This window comes from Streptomyces sp. NPDC021749 (assembly GCF_040640655.1).
Taxonomy (GTDB): domain Bacteria; phylum Actinomycetota; class Actinomycetes; order Streptomycetales; family Streptomycetaceae; genus Streptomyces.
This window is the reverse complement of sequence record NZ_JBFACE010000048.1, coordinates 40,402-54,595: the sequence shown is the minus strand read 5'-3', so window position 1 is coordinate 54,595 and position 14,194 is coordinate 40,402. Positions and strand designations below refer to the sequence as shown.

Annotated in this window: 10 protein-coding genes and 1 pseudogene; 2 read left to right on the top strand and 9 right to left on the bottom strand. The window is 71.7% G+C overall.

Going from position 1 to position 14,194, the window contains the following annotated elements; genetic code table 11:
- Positions 1-788, bottom strand: a pseudogene (locus tag AB0G35_RS32405) (Fe-S oxidoreductase); the annotation flags it as partial.
- A 324-nt stretch (positions 789-1,112) separates the two neighbouring features.
- Between AB0G35_RS32405 and AB0G35_RS32400 the strand changes: the two are divergent.
- Positions 1,113-2,921 carry a hypothetical protein gene (locus tag AB0G35_RS32400; protein ID WP_360956849.1) on the top strand — a complete coding sequence of 603 codons (1,809 nt, stop codon included), beginning with the start codon at positions 1,113-1,115 and terminating at the stop codon, positions 2,919-2,921.
- A 198-nt stretch (positions 2,922-3,119) separates the two neighbouring features.
- Here AB0G35_RS32400 and AB0G35_RS32395 read toward each other — a convergent pair whose 3' ends face one another.
- From AB0G35_RS32395 to AB0G35_RS32385, 3 genes are all read right to left on the bottom strand, one after another.
- The gene (locus tag AB0G35_RS32395; protein WP_360956847.1) at positions 3,120-4,172 is read right to left on the bottom strand and encodes a type III polyketide synthase; all 1,053 of its coding nucleotides are present in this window, start codon (positions 4,170-4,172) and stop codon (positions 3,120-3,122) included.
- A 314-nt stretch (positions 4,173-4,486) separates the two neighbouring features.
- The gene (locus AB0G35_RS32390) at positions 4,487-5,692 is read right to left on the bottom strand and encodes a cytochrome P450 (RefSeq protein WP_360956845.1); all 1,206 of its coding nucleotides are present in this window, start codon (positions 5,690-5,692) and stop codon (positions 4,487-4,489) included.
- Positions 5,693-5,906: 214 nt separating this feature from the next.
- Positions 5,907-7,853, bottom strand: a complete 1,947-nt coding sequence (locus AB0G35_RS32385; RefSeq protein WP_360956843.1) for a B12-binding domain-containing radical SAM protein — start codon at positions 7,851-7,853, stop codon at positions 5,907-5,909.
- Between the two features lie 280 nt (positions 7,854-8,133).
- Here AB0G35_RS32385 and AB0G35_RS32380 point away from each other — a divergent pair, with 280 nt between their 5' ends.
- Positions 8,134-9,330 carry an MFS transporter gene (locus AB0G35_RS32380; RefSeq protein ID WP_360956841.1) on the top strand — a complete coding sequence of 399 codons (1,197 nt, stop codon included), beginning with the start codon at positions 8,134-8,136 and terminating at the stop codon, positions 9,328-9,330.
- A 38-nt stretch (positions 9,331-9,368) separates the two neighbouring features.
- On the opposite strand, the gene AB0G35_RS32375 is transcribed toward AB0G35_RS32380, so the two are convergent.
- The 5 genes from AB0G35_RS32375 to AB0G35_RS32355 form a co-directional block, all read right to left on the bottom strand.
- On the bottom strand, positions 9,369-10,121 hold the full coding sequence (locus tag AB0G35_RS32375) for an alpha/beta fold hydrolase (protein ID WP_360956839.1): 753 nt from the start codon (positions 10,119-10,121) through the stop codon (positions 9,369-9,371).
- A gap of 83 nt (positions 10,122-10,204) precedes the next feature.
- A complete protein-coding gene (locus AB0G35_RS32370) occupies positions 10,205-12,004 on the bottom strand; it encodes a non-ribosomal peptide synthetase (RefSeq protein WP_360956837.1) in 1,800 nt (599 codons plus the stop codon).
- A gap of 86 nt (positions 12,005-12,090) precedes the next feature.
- A complete protein-coding gene (locus AB0G35_RS32365) occupies positions 12,091-13,116 on the bottom strand; it encodes a TauD/TfdA family dioxygenase (protein ID WP_360956835.1) in 1,026 nt (341 codons plus the stop codon).
- Between the two features lie 57 nt (positions 13,117-13,173).
- Positions 13,174-13,842 (bottom strand): LmbU family transcriptional regulator, encoded by a 669-nt coding sequence (locus AB0G35_RS32360; RefSeq protein ID WP_360956833.1) that lies wholly within the window; start codon positions 13,840-13,842, stop codon positions 13,174-13,176.
- A 116-nt stretch (positions 13,843-13,958) separates the two neighbouring features.
- The gene (locus tag AB0G35_RS32355) at positions 13,959-14,141 is read right to left on the bottom strand and encodes a hypothetical protein (RefSeq protein ID WP_360956831.1); all 183 of its coding nucleotides are present in this window, start codon (positions 14,139-14,141) and stop codon (positions 13,959-13,961) included.
- Positions 14,142-14,194 lie beyond the last annotated feature (53 nt).

The window sequence follows — 14,194 nt, the reverse complement described above, 5'->3', positions numbered from 1 at the left end:
TGCAGCGCACCCAGCGCCACATCGCCGTCCGCCTCGCGCTTGAACCAGATGTTGGGGAACGCCAGGAAGCGGTGCCAGGCCACACCCATGTCGGTGTTGAGGCCGATCGTGATCGCCCAGGTCATGGTCACCCCGAGCTTGATCATCGCGAAGAAGTAGACCAGGTTCTGCAGGGTCGTAACGCTCAGGCCCTTGAAGGCGGCGACCAGGGGGTACGAGGCCCAGTAGCCGGCCTCGTAGCCCTCGACGTGGTGCAGGGCGCCCTCAAGTCCGCGCAGGGCGAGGATGCAGACGCCGATGACGAGGATGACGTACTCGACGAAGTACGCCTGCCAGGCGGTCGATCCGGCGAAGCGCGACTTGCGGCCGGCCCGGGAGGGCAGGTTCATCAGCCGGATCGCGATCAGCACCACGATGCCGACGGTCGTTCCGAGCGCGATGAATTCGGTGTACAGCTCGTACGGCAGCCAGTCGCCGACGACCGGCAGGATCCAGTCGGCCTTGAAGAGCTGGCCGTACGCGGTGAGGATCGTCAGGCCGAGGGTGAGGAAGCCGACGGCGACGAACCAGTGCGCGATGCCGACGACGCCCCAGCGGTTCATGCGGGTGTGGCCGACGAACTCCTTGGCCAGCGTGAGGCTGCGCTGCTTGGGGGCGTCGGTACGGCTGCCCGCCGGGACGGGGGCGCCGATCCTGACGAACCGCACGATCTGGGCGACGGCGCGGCCGATGAGCGCAACGCCGACCGCTGTGAGGACCAGCGACACGATGATCGCGGCGAGTTGCATGAGGGCTCCTCAGGGCCGGGACGGGCGGACTGCATTGCGTCTGAAGCGAGTCCGAAACACGAGTGCTACTGAACGGTAGCTTAGTGGCCTTCCCGGGCGGTTGTCGGTGTTTTCCGATCCCCTGGCCCGCGCGGGCGAGGGGAGTGAATCGGTCATTCGTTCGTCCGGACGCTCGTGGGGATGAGATTATGCGGGCGCCGGCCCGGAGGCGCTTCCTTCCGTGCGCCCGGAGCCGCCAGTTGACTCCACGACCGATGTCGTCCGTCCCTAGACAGGTCCATGAAACGAATACCGTGGGCGCGTGCCGCCGCGCTCGGAGCTTGTGTGTCCCTCGCGATCGCCGTGCCGGCGCTCGCCGTTCGCGACACGGAGAGCCAGCCCGCTCCCCATGCGGCTGCCACCGACGCCGGGCCGACCCCGCCGCCCGTGACGGCGGAGGCGATCCGCGACGCGCGCGAGACGGAGCGCTACTGGACGCCGGAGCGGATCCGCGCCGCCGTACCGATGGACGCGGTGCAGGAGGGCGGGAAGGGCCGGGACACGGCGGGTGCCACGGGTACGGGCCGGCGTTCGCTGGTGCCGACCCATCGGGCCGATGCGGGCGTGGCGACCGTGGGCGTGTTCCTGATCCGCAGTGCCGACGGATCGGCGACGCCCAATCAGTTCTGCAGCGCCAGCGCCGTGGCCTCGCCGACCAAGAGTCTGGCGCTGACCGCCGCGCACTGCCTCGCGGGTGACAAGCCCTACCGCGACGCCGCCTTCGTGCCCGGCTACCGCGCCGGGGCCTCGCAGGCGGGCGAGGCGGGGGAGACGCCGTACGGGCTCTTCCCGGTGCAGGCGGGCAAGGTCTGGATCGACGGGCGGTACCTGACCTCGTCACCCAGTGACGACGTGGACTTCGCGGTCGTGCGGGTCGGGCCGAACTCCCAGGGGCAGTTGCTGGAGGACGCGGTCGGCGGCGGGAACCGGCTCACCTCCGTTTCGTCGGCACAGCTGGCGCGCAAGGACGTGACCCTCGTCGGCTACCCCGGCGGCCAGAAGACACCGCTGCAGTGCAGGAACGACACCAAGGCGTTCCAGGGCCGGTTCATGGAGATCGCGTGCGACGGTTTCCGCTCGGGCGTCAGCGGCGGGCCGTTCCTGGAGCACTTCGACGGGAGCCGGGGCGACCTCGTGGGCGCCATCGGCGGCTACAAGACCGGCGGGCCCACCCCCGACGTCTCCTATTCGTCGCAGTTCGACGGCGACGTCTTCCGGCTCTACCGCCAGGCGGTCGACGACGCGGTGCCGGACAGCGCAGGCCAGTTGGGCGACGGCTCCACCTGGCAGCACGCCACGGCGATGACCGGCGGCCGCTTCCACAGCGCCTCGGTGCGGAACGGCACCGGTGACCTGATCGTGCGCTGGTCCGACGGCGAGCTCTCCCTCTACCCCGGCAACCGGCAGTACGGCTTCGGCAAGGACATCACGCTCGCCAAGAAGAACGAGCTCTGGAAGCAGGCCAAGGCCGTCACCGCGGGGGACTTCACCGGTGACTCCACCGACGATCTGCTCGTCCGGTGGGCCAACGGCAAGCTGACCCTCTACAAGGACGTCAACGAAACCAACAAGCTCCGCAACGAGATCCAGCTCAAGGGGCCCAACGGGACGTGGACGCATGCGTACGGCCTCGCCGCCGGCCGGTTCGGTGGCGGCAACACGCGCCGCGACGACCTGGTGGTGCGCTGGTCCGACGGGGAAGTGACGCTCTACGCCAACGTCGACGGCAAGGGGCTGCACGCCGAGAGGCAGCTCGGCAAGCGGGACCCGACCTGGACGCACGCGGCCGATCTCGCCGCTGGGGACTTCCGGACCGCGGCCGGCGACCAGGACCTGATCGTCCGGTGGTCGGACGGCGAGGTCACCGCCTACGAGAACGTCGCGGTCAAGGGCCTGAAGGGCGAACACCGGCTCCGGCCCGCGAAGTCCGCCTGGCGCAACGGCCGGCTCGTCACCGCCGGGGCGTACGGCGGCGGCACCCGGCAGGACGACCTGGTCACGCTCTGGCCGGGCGGGAAGCTCGCCATGAACGGGGACACCACCCTCACTGCCCTGGGGCGGGAACGGGTGCTGGTTCCCGCGTGGGTCGGCTGACGCCGCACGCGATGCGTGGTGCGAAGCCCCCGGTTCCGCTGAGGACCGGGGGCTTCGGCGTGGGCGGGCTCGTCCGGCCTGGGCGAGGCGGGTAACTCCCGTGTACGCGGCACGGCCGTTACGCGGTAAGGCCGTTACCCGGCACGGCCGTTACGCGGCCGTGCCGGGTAACGGCCGCCGGGACCGCGGGCCAGGACGCTACGAGGCCGTGGTCCAGCTCCCCAGCGAGATCTCGGCGGTGATGCCCGGGCCGAAGCCCGCGAGCAGACCGCGGTGACCGTCGTCGGCGGAGCCCTCGTCGAACAGGCGGCCCAGGGCGTCGAGGACGACCGCGCTGGCGATGTTGCCGTACTCGGTGAGCGTGGCGCGGCTGAAGCGGAAGGCTTCCGGCGGCACGCCGAGGAAGCGGCAGAGGTCGTCCAGAATGCGCGGACCGCCCGCGTGGACGAGGTAGAAGTCCAGCTTTCCGGCGTTCCATTCGTGCTGCTGCGCGAGTTCGCGCAGGGCCGGGGCGAGCGGTTCCATGGTGCCCGGTACCCGCTTGTCCAGCTGGAAATGGAACCCCGTCGAGCGCACCGCGTAGGAAATCCAGTCCTCGGTGTGCGGAATGAGGTACGAGCCGTTGCGCTCCAGGGAAACGCCGGTGCCGCCGCGCCCCCGGACCACCGCGGCGGCTATCGCGTCGCCGAACAATCCGTTCGACAGCAGCGATCCGACACCGAGGTCCGTGGGCTGGTAGCACAGCGAGCAGAATTCACAGGCGACCACCAGGACATTGGCGTCGGGATAGGCCGTGCAGAAATCGTGCGCGCGGTTGATCGCCGCGCCGCCCGCGGCGCAGCCGAGTTGCGCGATCGGCATCTGCCGGGTTTCCGTACGGAAGCCCATGGTGTTGATGAGCCAGGCGGTGAGGGACGGCATCATGAAGCCGGTGCAGGAGACGTAGATGATCAAGTCGATCTGCTGCGGCTCCAGTTCGGCCTCGTCCAGGGCCTGGCGCACCACCGCGGGCACCCGGGCCTTGGATTCCTGCTCGTAGACGGTGCTGCGGGCCTCCAGCCCGGGGTGTTTGAGCACCTTGTCGATCGGCTGGATCAGCCGCCGGGTGAGCACACCGGTGTTCTCGATCAGCCGGAGGACCAGTCGTAGCTGCGCGTGGTCCTTGTGCAGCCTTCTGGCCAGTTCCAGGGTTTCTTCCTGCGTGATGACGTATTCGGGGACCGCGATTGCCGGTTTGCACAGTACCGCCATGGGATGCACTCCTTGGAGCAGAACTGTGGTCCGCCCGGTGCAGTTCCTGATCTGCAGTGTGGAGCCGCACCGGCCGCCGGTTTCAGAAAATCCACCGGCCGCCGGTATGTCCGGACCCTTTGGGAAAATGCGAGCGAACCAGTCGTTGAAGAATGAACTCTCCCGATAGGAACTCTCCCGATCTCCCCGCGTTTTTGGATGAAGCGGAACGGCCTTCCTGTGGCCGAGCCGTTCGAGTTAGATACGGTACGCCGGATGGTTGATCTCCGCATTTCGCGGCCGGTACCCGGCGCCCGTCGACGCCTCTGCCGGACTCACCACACCACCGGCAGTTCCAGCGGATATCGCCAGATGGAACTCTGGTTCCAGCGGATTTCCTCGGGTGGCTTCGCCAGCGCCAGCCCGGGGAAGCGCTCCAGCAGCGAACCGAGCGCGACCTCCAGCTCCGTGATCGCGAGCGGGGCGCCCAGGCAGTGGTGCCCGCCCCAGCCGAACGTCATGTGGTTCGGGCCGTCACGGTCGAGGTCCAGCTCGTCGGGACGGTCGAACTTGCTGCCGTCCCGGTTGGCCGTCAGGTACGAGACATGCACGATGTCGCCGGCCCGGATGGTCACGCCGCTCAGCGTCACGTCCTCCAGGGCGACGCGCGGAATGCCCACGCCCTTGCGGAACGGGATGAACCGCAGCATCTCCTGGATCGCCTGCGGCAGCAGCTCGGGACGGGAGCGCACCTGCGCCAGCACCTCCGGCCGCGAGAGCATCAGGCAGGAGAGGTTGGCGATCTCGTAGGTGGTGGTGTCCTGGCCGGTGATGAGCAGGACCATGGCCATCACGGTGAGTTCCTGCTCGCCGAGCATCTCGTCCCCGTCGCGGGCCGTCGCCAGCACGCTGATCAGGTCGTCGCCCGGGTTCCGGCGCCGCTCCGCGGTCAGCTTGCGGAAGTACTCCCGCATCTCGGCCTTGGACCGGACCGCGTTGTCCTTGTTGTCGACGCGGAGGTTCATCATCGTCCGGGCGTGGGCGCGCAGTTGCGCCTGGTCGCCCTCGGGGATGTCGAGGACCTCGCAGATCGTGATCAGGGGCAGCGGGCCCGCGAGGTGCTCCATCAGGTCGGCCGGCGGACCGTGCTCGGCCATCCGCGTCAGCAGGTCGTCGACGACGTGCCGGGTGCGTTCCCGCATCCGCTCCACGTGCCGCGGGGCGAACGCCTTGGACACCAGGCTGCGCAGCCGGCTGCTGTCGGGCGGGTCCATCACGTTGATCGCCTCGTCCTGGACGATCGGCTCGGGCGTCATCCGAGGGAAGTCACGGCCGACGATCGCGTGCCGGCTGAAGCGCCGGTCGGTGGTCACCGTCCGTACGTCCTCGTAGCGCGTGACGAGCCAGGCCCAGCCGTCGCCGTGCGGCAGCTGGATACGGGCGACCGGTTCCTCGGTCAGCAGGCGCTTGAGCGTCGGATCGAACTCCAGAGCCTCGGCGTAGTCGAAGGGACAGTTCCAGACGGTGGAGTCGGACTCCATGCTGACCTCCCGAAATGACGGATACAGGCCTTGACATCTCGATCAGCGTAGAAGCGGCGCGACGGGTCGGCCCGGCCGTCCGGGGGCCCGGGGACGGCGGGAGCGGGCCGCTGCCCGCCGTCCCCCAAGGCCGAGCAGGGTCTCGCGCCGGTCCGTCCCCGCATTCGTCCGAACGGGTGACGCGGAGCGGCGGCCGGTAACCGCCGGTGTCCCCTCAGCCCGCCGTCTCCACCTTTCTGACCTCGGGTTCCGCGGAATTGCGGATGGCGCCCCAGCGGGTGGCGGTCTGCTCGTGGATGAACCAGATGTCGTCCTCGGTCAGGCGCCGGGAGACGACGCCGGGGAAGGCCTCCTCGAAGAAGACGTACGGCGGCCGGTTGTCGATGTCGGGGGAGTGGTAGTCCAGCCGGTCGTGCATGCCGTGCGCCCGGGTGATCTTGGTGGCCGGGTGGTAGGTGAGGATGTTCGGGCTGGCCAGCATGATCAGCCCGTCGTCGACCAGCCGGCCGACCTCGTACACGGTCTCCTCGATGGTCTTGCGGGTCTCGCCCTCCAGGCCGAACAGCACCGAGCTGCCGACCGGGATCCCGGCGTCCCGGATGCGCTCCAGGGCCGTACGGACCTTCGCCTTCCACGGGAAGTCGGTGATCCGCCGGATGTTCTTGTGCACATGCTGCATGACGTCCGTCGACATGCTTTCGATGCCCATGTAGAGGTAGGTGCAGCCGGCGTCGCGCAGGGCCACCAGCAGCTCGCGCACCTCGTCCTCCTTGTGCAGGGTGGTGAGCAGGTCGGCGGTGACCTGGCAGCCGAACTGCAGCTGCCGCAGCCGCTGCCGGTCGCCCTCGTCGGTGATCCACCGCCGGCAGCCCTCGGGGAGTCTCTCCGGCCCCGCGGCGGTACGGGCCGCGTGCAGCAGGGCGCAGAATTCCCGCATCAGGGGGAAGGAACCGGTCCAGAAAATGGAGTCGTCGAAGAAGACCGCCTCGGCGCCGTAGCTGACGTATTCACAGACCCGCTCCAGCGCGGTTTCGGCCGGCGACCCCCGGAACCGCTTCAGACCACCGACCACCAGCGCCGATTCCGAACAGAAATCACAGTGGTACGGGCAGGCGTTGGACACCGTCATATGGGCCGTACGGGCCGGCGAGCCGTCCGGCAGCGGAAAGACCGGGAAACGCGAGCGGATGGCGAAGCCCTGATACGGGGAGGGCAGCGCGGCGAGATCGAGCTTTTCGCCGGCTATCGGAAAGGCGTGCACGGTGTCCAGGTCCAGGGCGCACACCAGGGAATTGCCCGGGACCCGTGTGCCGGCGGCGCCGAAGAGCCCCAGGACCCGGACCACCTCAGGGACCGTGGCCCGGGTCCGGTCCAGGTCCATGGCCAGGGCGATCGCCTTCATCAGCAGGTCGAGGGCGAACTGCCCCTCACCGCTGACGCAGAAGTCCACCACCGGCTCCGCCCGCCGGTCGTCGATGGCCTGGAGGGTGGAGCTGTATTCCAGGACGACGGACCGTTTCGCCGGGGCGTACCGCATCGTCTCGTCCATGTGCCGGCCGCCGAACACCACCAGGCAGTCCGGCAGTTCCTGCTTCACGATGCGGGCCATTTCCAGCGCGTACCGGTGGCCGGGGGAGACCGTACTGACCAGGAACACCCGCGGCCGGTGCCGGCGGAGTTCGGCCCGCAGTTCCGCCCGGGCCTCCGCGTCCCACACCCGCGGGTCGAAGACCGTGGCGTCCGACGTCCCGGTACTCGCGCGCTGCGACGGAAGTCCGTGTTCCGCGCTCAGCCGGTGCACCTTCGACGGCGGCTTCCCCCAGCTGGGGCAGAGATCGCTGAACGGGGCGTCCGCTGCGGCGCCGAGCCGGGCGGAACGCAGCGCGCTGTCGACCGGAACGCTCAAGGCCGCATAAAGACACATCGGGTCGCCCGGGTACGTGATTTCGCCTTCCGGTGACGTCATGACCGGGGCGAGCGCCGCGAGCACCGGAAAACTCCGGGCGGACCAGGGCACGTCGGCGGGCCCGGCGCAGCCCGTCCGTGCGACCAGTTCGGTGATCCGCGACTCGCGCAGCCGCGTCAGTTCCCGGGCGGAATCCGCAGCCATGTCCGCGGCGGTGCGGAAGTCATCGTGAACGACCGTCTGGCGTATGAGCATGCGTAACTCCTGATCGGTGGTCAACTCGGAGGAGGAAGCTCGGGAGTTCTCGGGACGTCGCGGGACTACGCGGCCCTGCTCGGAATGCTCGGTGCGGTGGGTCCCGGCGGTGGGGGAGAGACCGGGCGGCTCGCCCGGTCGGCGCGATGGAGAAAAGTAATGCCGTTCCCCCGAGGCGGAGCAAGACTTCCGCGGTACGGCCCGGCCGTCCGGTTCTTTATCGGCCGGGCGGTGCCCTCCTGCCTTGTCCGCCATTTCCGCCCGGTCCTACAGTCCGGGGATGGCAGCCCCCACCTATCGCGCGCTCCTCACCCGGCACGTGCTGAGCTGGGCCGCGGTCGCCACCGCGGCGCGGCTGCCGGTGGCGATGGCCCCGCTGGCGCTCGTCTTCCTGGTACGGGAACGGCCCGGCGGATATGTGCTGGGGGCCGAACTCGCGGCCGTCTACGTGGTGGGTGAGGTTATCGGCGCGGCGCTGCTCGGGGCGAGGCTGCGGCCCGACCGGGCCCGGCGCCATCTCGCCGGCGGCCTCGGTGCGGGCGCCGTGGCGTTCGCCGGCCTGGGACTGCTGCCCGGTGCGCCGGGCCTCCTGCTCGGCGCGTTCGCGTTCGTCGCCGGGGCCGGCCCGGGTGCGTCCCCCGGCGGCCTGCGCACCCTGCTGACCGAGCACGTCGACCCCGGCCTGGTCACCAAAGCGCTCAGCGCGGAGGCCACCCTCCTGTACGCGGTCTGGGCCGCCGCGCCCGCCGCGGCCGGCGCCCTGGCCTTCGGGGTGGCCCCGCACGCCCCGCTGCTGCTGGCGGCGGGCCTGATGGCGCTGTCCGTCGCCGGACTGTGGGCGCTGCCGCCCGGCTGGCGGACGGACCCCGCCGACCGCGACGGCATCCCCATGCTCCGCACCCTGGCCGCGGCCTGGCCGGTCTATGTGTCGGGCGCCGCGGCGATGACGCTGCTCGCCCTCGCCGAACTCGTCCTGCCCGCCCTGCTGGAACAGCGCCACGTCGCGGTCGGCTGGTCCGGTCCGCTGCTGGCCGGGTACGCCCTCGCCTCCGCCGCCGGGTCGCTGCTCTACGGGCTGCGCAGCTGGCCCGGCCGCCTCGGCACCCAGAGCCTGGTCCTGCTGCTCGGGGTGGCCGCCTGTGTGGCCGCGGCCGGGGTGGTCCCGCTGCTCGGCGTCATCGCGGCGGCGCTGGTCCTGGCCGGGCTGCTGCAGGCCGGACTGCAGGTGACCCGGGCGCTGGGGCTGCGTGCCGTACTGCCGCAGAGCGCGCTGGCCGCGGGCTACTCGATGATGTACTCGGTGGTCGGCGCCGGATACGCCGCCAGCGCCTCGCTCTCCGGGGTGGTGCTGGGGCTGGCCACGCCCAGCACCGCGATCCTCGCCGGGGTGCTGCTCACCCTCGTCCTCACCGCGGCCGCCGCGGCCGGTGAACTCCGGCCGGCCCGGGCCCGGGAGCACGCACCGGCCGAGCGCTGAAACCCGCACCACTGCCCCGCCGTCCCCCGTCCGGCCCGTCAGGCCGCCGGTGTGCCCAGCGCGGCGATCCGGGACGGCAGGCTCTGCCACACCTTCGGGGTGTAGAAGTGCCCGCCCGGCAGCTCGTCGTGGCGGAACGGGCCGGCCGCCAGGTTCCGCCACTGCCGTGCCGTCTGCGGATCGATCACCTCGTCGGCCGCCCCGGTCAGCACCTGCAGCGGTGCCCGCACCGCCGCGCCCGGCCGGTGGTAGAACGAGTCGCGCACCCGGAGGTCGGCGCGCATCAGCTCCACGGCGATCTCACACAGGTCCGGGTCGCCCAGCACATGTGCCGGCAGCAGCCCGAACTCCCGCATCCAGTCCATGAGTTCCCGGTCCGACTGGTGCTGCGCCGGGAACATGTCCTGCGGGGTGAGCCCCCGGCTGGGCGCGTTGGCCGAGGACACCACGACCGCCCGCGGGGCCGGCCCACCGCGCTCCTCGATCCGCGCCGCGACGTCGAAGGCCATCCAGCCGCCCATGCTGTGCCCGAAGAGCACATAAGGCAGGCCGGCGGCGGAGAGCACCGCGGCGACCGCGTCCTCGGCCAGCTCGTCCCAGTCCCGGGCGTGGTCCTCGGCGAACCGGCCCTCCCGCCCCGGGTAGCAGACCGCCGCCAGCTCCGTGCCGGGCGGCACCGCCTCCGTCCAGGCGAGGTACGAGCCGGCCCCGCCGCCGCAGAAGCCGAGGCAGACCAGCCGCTGTGTGGCGTCCGGGACCGGCTGGGGGCGGACGACGATGGTGTCCTGCATGGGTGGGTCTCTCTTCTCGGGAAGCGGAAGCGGAAGCGTTGCTCGGCGGTGTCCGTCCGTACGCGGACCCGGCGGGGCGGTGCTCAGCCGGCCGGTGCGGGGGCGTCGTGGTGGCCCTGTACGTGCCGCGCCAGGTCCCGCAGCCGCGGATGGCGGTAGACCTCCTTGACCGAGATCACCACGCCGAGGTTCCGCTTGAGCCGCCCCACGACCCGCAGCGCCATCAGCGAGTGCCCGCCCAGGGCGAAGAAGTCGTCGTCCGCGCTGATCCGCTGCCGGCCCAGCACCTCCGACCACACCTCGGCGATCAGCTTCTCGAACGGCCCGTCCGGCTCGGCGGCCGCGCCGTCCGACGCCCCGGCGCCGTCCGGCGGCGCCGGCAGCGCGGCCACGTCCAGTTTCCCGTTGGCCGTCAGCGGCAGCGCGTCGAGCAGCACCCAGTCCGACGGCACCATGAAGTCCGGCAGCACCGAGGCGAGACGGTCCCGCAGCCGGCCCGGGTCGGGCGCCGCCCCGCCGGACGGCACCGCGTACGCCACCAGCCGCTCACCGGCCGGCCCGTCGGCGCGGACCACGACCGCGGCGCTGCCGACACCCTCGGCCGAGACCAGCGCGTGCTCGATCTCGCCCGGCTCGATCCGGAAGCCGCGGAACTTCACCTGGCGGTCGGCCCGGCCCAGGAAGACCAGGCGGCCCCCGGAGCGCCGCACCCGGTCGCCGGTGCGGTACATCCGCGCGCCGGGCCCGCCGAACGGATCGGCGACGAACCGCTCCGCGGTCAGCGCCGGGCGGCCGGCGTAACCGAGGGCCAGCCGCGGCCCGGCGACGTACAGCTCGCCGTCGGCGCCCTCGGGCACCGGACGCAGCGCCTCGTCGAGCACGTACAGCCGGCCGCCGGGCAGGGAGTCCCCGAGGTGCGGGGTCTGGCCCGTCATCCACCCGACCGTGGCGTCGACCGTGCATTCGGTCGGGCCGTAGAGGTTCAGCGCCTCCGGACCGCCCGACCCGGCCGCCTCCGCGAGCTCCCGCCAGGTCCGCGCCGGCACCGGTTCGCCGCCCATGAACAGCCGGAGCGTCCGCCCGTCGGACCGCGGCGCGGCCAGCGTCCCGCGCAGCAACTCCCAGTGGGACGGCGTGAGATCGAGATCGGTGACCGCGTGCGCATCGAGCACCGCGGCCAGCCGGGCCGGGTCCTTGCGGTCCTCCTCGGACAGGACGACCACGGTGTCGCCGCGGCAGACCCGCGCCCACTGCTGCACCGACGCGTCGAAGGACACGCTGGCGTTCCAGGCGACCACCCGGGGCGCGTCCGCGTAGGCGCCGGCCTCCTCCAGCCCCGCCAGCAGCGCGGCCACCCCGCCGCGGGACGCCTCCACGCCCTTGGGGCGGCCGGTCGAACCGGAGGTGTAGATCAGGTAGGCGGGGTCGAGCGGACTGCCGCCCGCCGGGTCCGCGGGAAGGTCGTCCTCCGCCGCCCCGGCGGCCTCCGGGACGTCCGGATCGAGCACCACGGCCCCGGCCGCCGCCCCGAGCGGGGCGCCCTCTCCGGCGAGCAGCGCCGCGATGCCGGCGTCTTGCGCCATGAAAGCAAGCCGGGCCCGCGGATAGTGCGGATCCAGCGGTACGTAGGCGGCGCCCGCCCGCCACACCCCCAGCAGCGCCACGACGAGCCGGGCCGTACGGGGCAGCGCCACCCCGACCCGGGCGCCGCGGCCGATACCGCGGGCGGCCAGCGCGCGGGCCAACCGGGCGGTGCGGCGGTCGAGTTCGGCGAAGGTCAGGGCGTCCTCGCCGTCCCGTACCGCGATCCGCTCGGGGTGCTCGCGCACCACCCGGGCGAACCGCCGGACGGCGTCGACCGGCTCCGGACGGAGGTCAGCCATGAACAGACTCCTTGTGCCGCGCGGGGGCGTCCCGCGGAGGGAGGGAAGGGAGGGGCGGGCGGTCCGGCGGGCCGTGCCGCGGCCGGTCAGCCGAACGCGGCGGCCGGCGGCACGGTGGGCCGGCAGTCGGCCAGTTCGACCGGCGCGCCCATCGACACCGCGATCCGCCGGTCGCCGCGGAACGGGTCGCGGCCGTGCGCGGTGAGGATGTTGTCGACCAGCAGCAGATCGCCCGGCTGCCAGGGCTCGCGGACCGTCGCCGCGTCGTACGCGGCCTGGACGGCCGCCAGGTCCTCCTGCGTCAGCGCGCTGCCGTCGCCGAAGGCCGTGCGGAAGGGCAGCCCGTCCGGGCCGAACTCGTCGAGCAGGATCTCCCGCAGCTCCTCGTCCAGCGACCACTCGTTCCAGAAGACCAGGTGGTTGAACCAGACCTCGTCCCCGGTCACCGGGTGGCTGATGACGCCGGGCCGTACCTGGCCGGTGCGCAGGTTGCCGTCCTCCTGCCAGGCGTGCGCGATCAGGTTGTCCGCGCAGTAACGCTCCACCGCGGCCCGGTCGTCGGAGCCGAACGCGCTGTGCCAGTCGGTGGAGATGTGGTCGGAGTAGCTGCGGCGGAGCAGCCAGCCGGTCTGCCGCATCTTCGCCACCAGGGGCGCGGGGATGCGGGCGAGCACCTTGCGGCAGTCGGCGACCGGGGTGGCGCCGCCCTCCTCCGGCGCGGTCAGGCAGGCGAACAGCAGCAGGCCGGGGAAGGTCAGGGTGTAGCTGTTCTCGTTGTGCATGTGGATGCGCTGGGACGCCGGCAGGTCGGTGGACGAGTAGACGCCCTGGCCGAAGTCGCTGCGCGGGGTGGCCTTTTCGCGGTACGGCGTGGACTCGGGGATGAGGACGTCGCGGACCGCGGCGACGTCACCGACCTCCGCCAGGGGCAGGCCGCGCAGATAGACCGCCCCGTAGGTGTGCAGCGCCCGGGTCAGTTCCGGGCGGGCGGCGGTGAGCCAGTCACGGGCCGCGGCCATATCGGCCAGGCCGGGAATCCGGGCCAGCGCCGGTTTTCCCGGGGCGAGTTCCCAGGCGAGCGACGGAGAATCCGGCGGATTTGCAGGACGCACGTTCAGCACCTTTCACTCAGCGCCTATTCGGGTACGGCATTCCGGGGCACCGTCAGGTCAGCCGCTGTAACTGCCGAGCGCATTGTTGGCCGCGAGGTCCAGCCGTTCCACCATCCAGGTTTCCAGGCTGCTGTCGCTGCGTTCCGCGGCTGCGCGGTACCGGGCGATGCGTTCCGGGGTGAGCTGAATTCCGACGGATGCGGTTTTGCGGGTGGCGGCCGGTTCGGATTCCCGGGCGGCCCGGACGTTCGCCCGTAATTGATTGCGCGACCAGCCCAGTTCTTCGGCCCGGTTGAGCCAGTAGTCTTGCTCATGGGGAGGCAGCGACGCCACCTCCGCGTGGTGGTGGAAGCTGAGGCCGTCCCGCCGGCGGGACACCTCGAACCGCCGGGCCACCCAGGCGTAGTTGCGCAGTGTCTGGTAGTCGAGGCCGACCGCGTCGACCGCCCTGCGGTAGCGGTCGGTGTAGCGCCACTGGCCGTAGATCAGCCAGTCGCCCAGGCACCAGGCCGACGAGTTGGCGACGGCCGAGATCCTCCGGCCGGCGCTCTTCCAGGTGTCGTAGCTGACCGCGGCCGGGATCTGGAGGCCGACGCGGGTGACGAACACGCCCCGGGCGGTGTCGTCCGGCCCGCTCTGCCGGGGCCGTGCGGCGGGGAGTTCGGTGATGTCCTTGCCCGATCCGGCGCGCGGAGCGGTGCCCAGGGCAGCGGACGATGTGCTCAAGGCTTCTCCTCGGTGCGGTTGCTTCGAACCGGACGGGCGCCGCGCACCGGCCGGACCGTGCCATGAGGTCCGGTCAGGTGTCGGCCGTCCGTCGGGAAATGCTCTGCCCAGGGCGCTCAGAACGGCCCGGTGTGCGGGGCGGGAACGCGTCCCCAGGCCGAGTCGCCGAGGACGACGCCCGAGGCGCCGGAAGTGAGCTGGTCCGCGCGCTCGGCAGACGAATCGGAATGGTCAATTCCATACCCGACGGTGGTGGCCAGGACGGCGGCGATGGTGAAAACGCGCAGGATGCGAGGCATCGTGGTCCCCCATTGTGCGGCCAAAGGTGTGGCTGGCGCCGCTTATCCTCTTC

Bases quoted from the DNA above. Each gene is read 5' to 3' on its own strand.
- AB0G35_RS32370 (WP_360956837.1), bottom strand. From the start codon at position 12,004: ATGGCTGACCTCCGTCCGGAGCCGGTCGACGCCGTCCGGCGGTTCGCC.
- AB0G35_RS32375 (WP_360956839.1), bottom strand. From the start codon at position 10,121: ATGCAGGACACCATCGTCGTCCGCCCCCAGCCGGTCCCGGACGCCACA.
- AB0G35_RS32355 (WP_360956831.1), bottom strand. From the start codon at position 14,141: ATGCCTCGCATCCTGCGCGTTTTCACCATCGCCGCCGTCCTGGCCACC.
- AB0G35_RS32380 (WP_360956841.1), top strand. From the start codon at position 8,134: ATGGCAGCCCCCACCTATCGCGCGCTCCTCACCCGGCACGTGCTGAGC.
- AB0G35_RS32390 (WP_360956845.1), bottom strand. From the start codon at position 5,692: ATGGAGTCCGACTCCACCGTCTGGAACTGTCCCTTCGACTACGCCGAG.
- AB0G35_RS32385 (WP_360956843.1), bottom strand. From the start codon at position 7,853: ATGCTCATACGCCAGACGGTCGTTCACGATGACTTCCGCACCGCCGCG.
- AB0G35_RS32395 (WP_360956847.1), bottom strand. From the start codon at position 4,172: ATGGCGGTACTGTGCAAACCGGCAATCGCGGTCCCCGAATACGTCATC.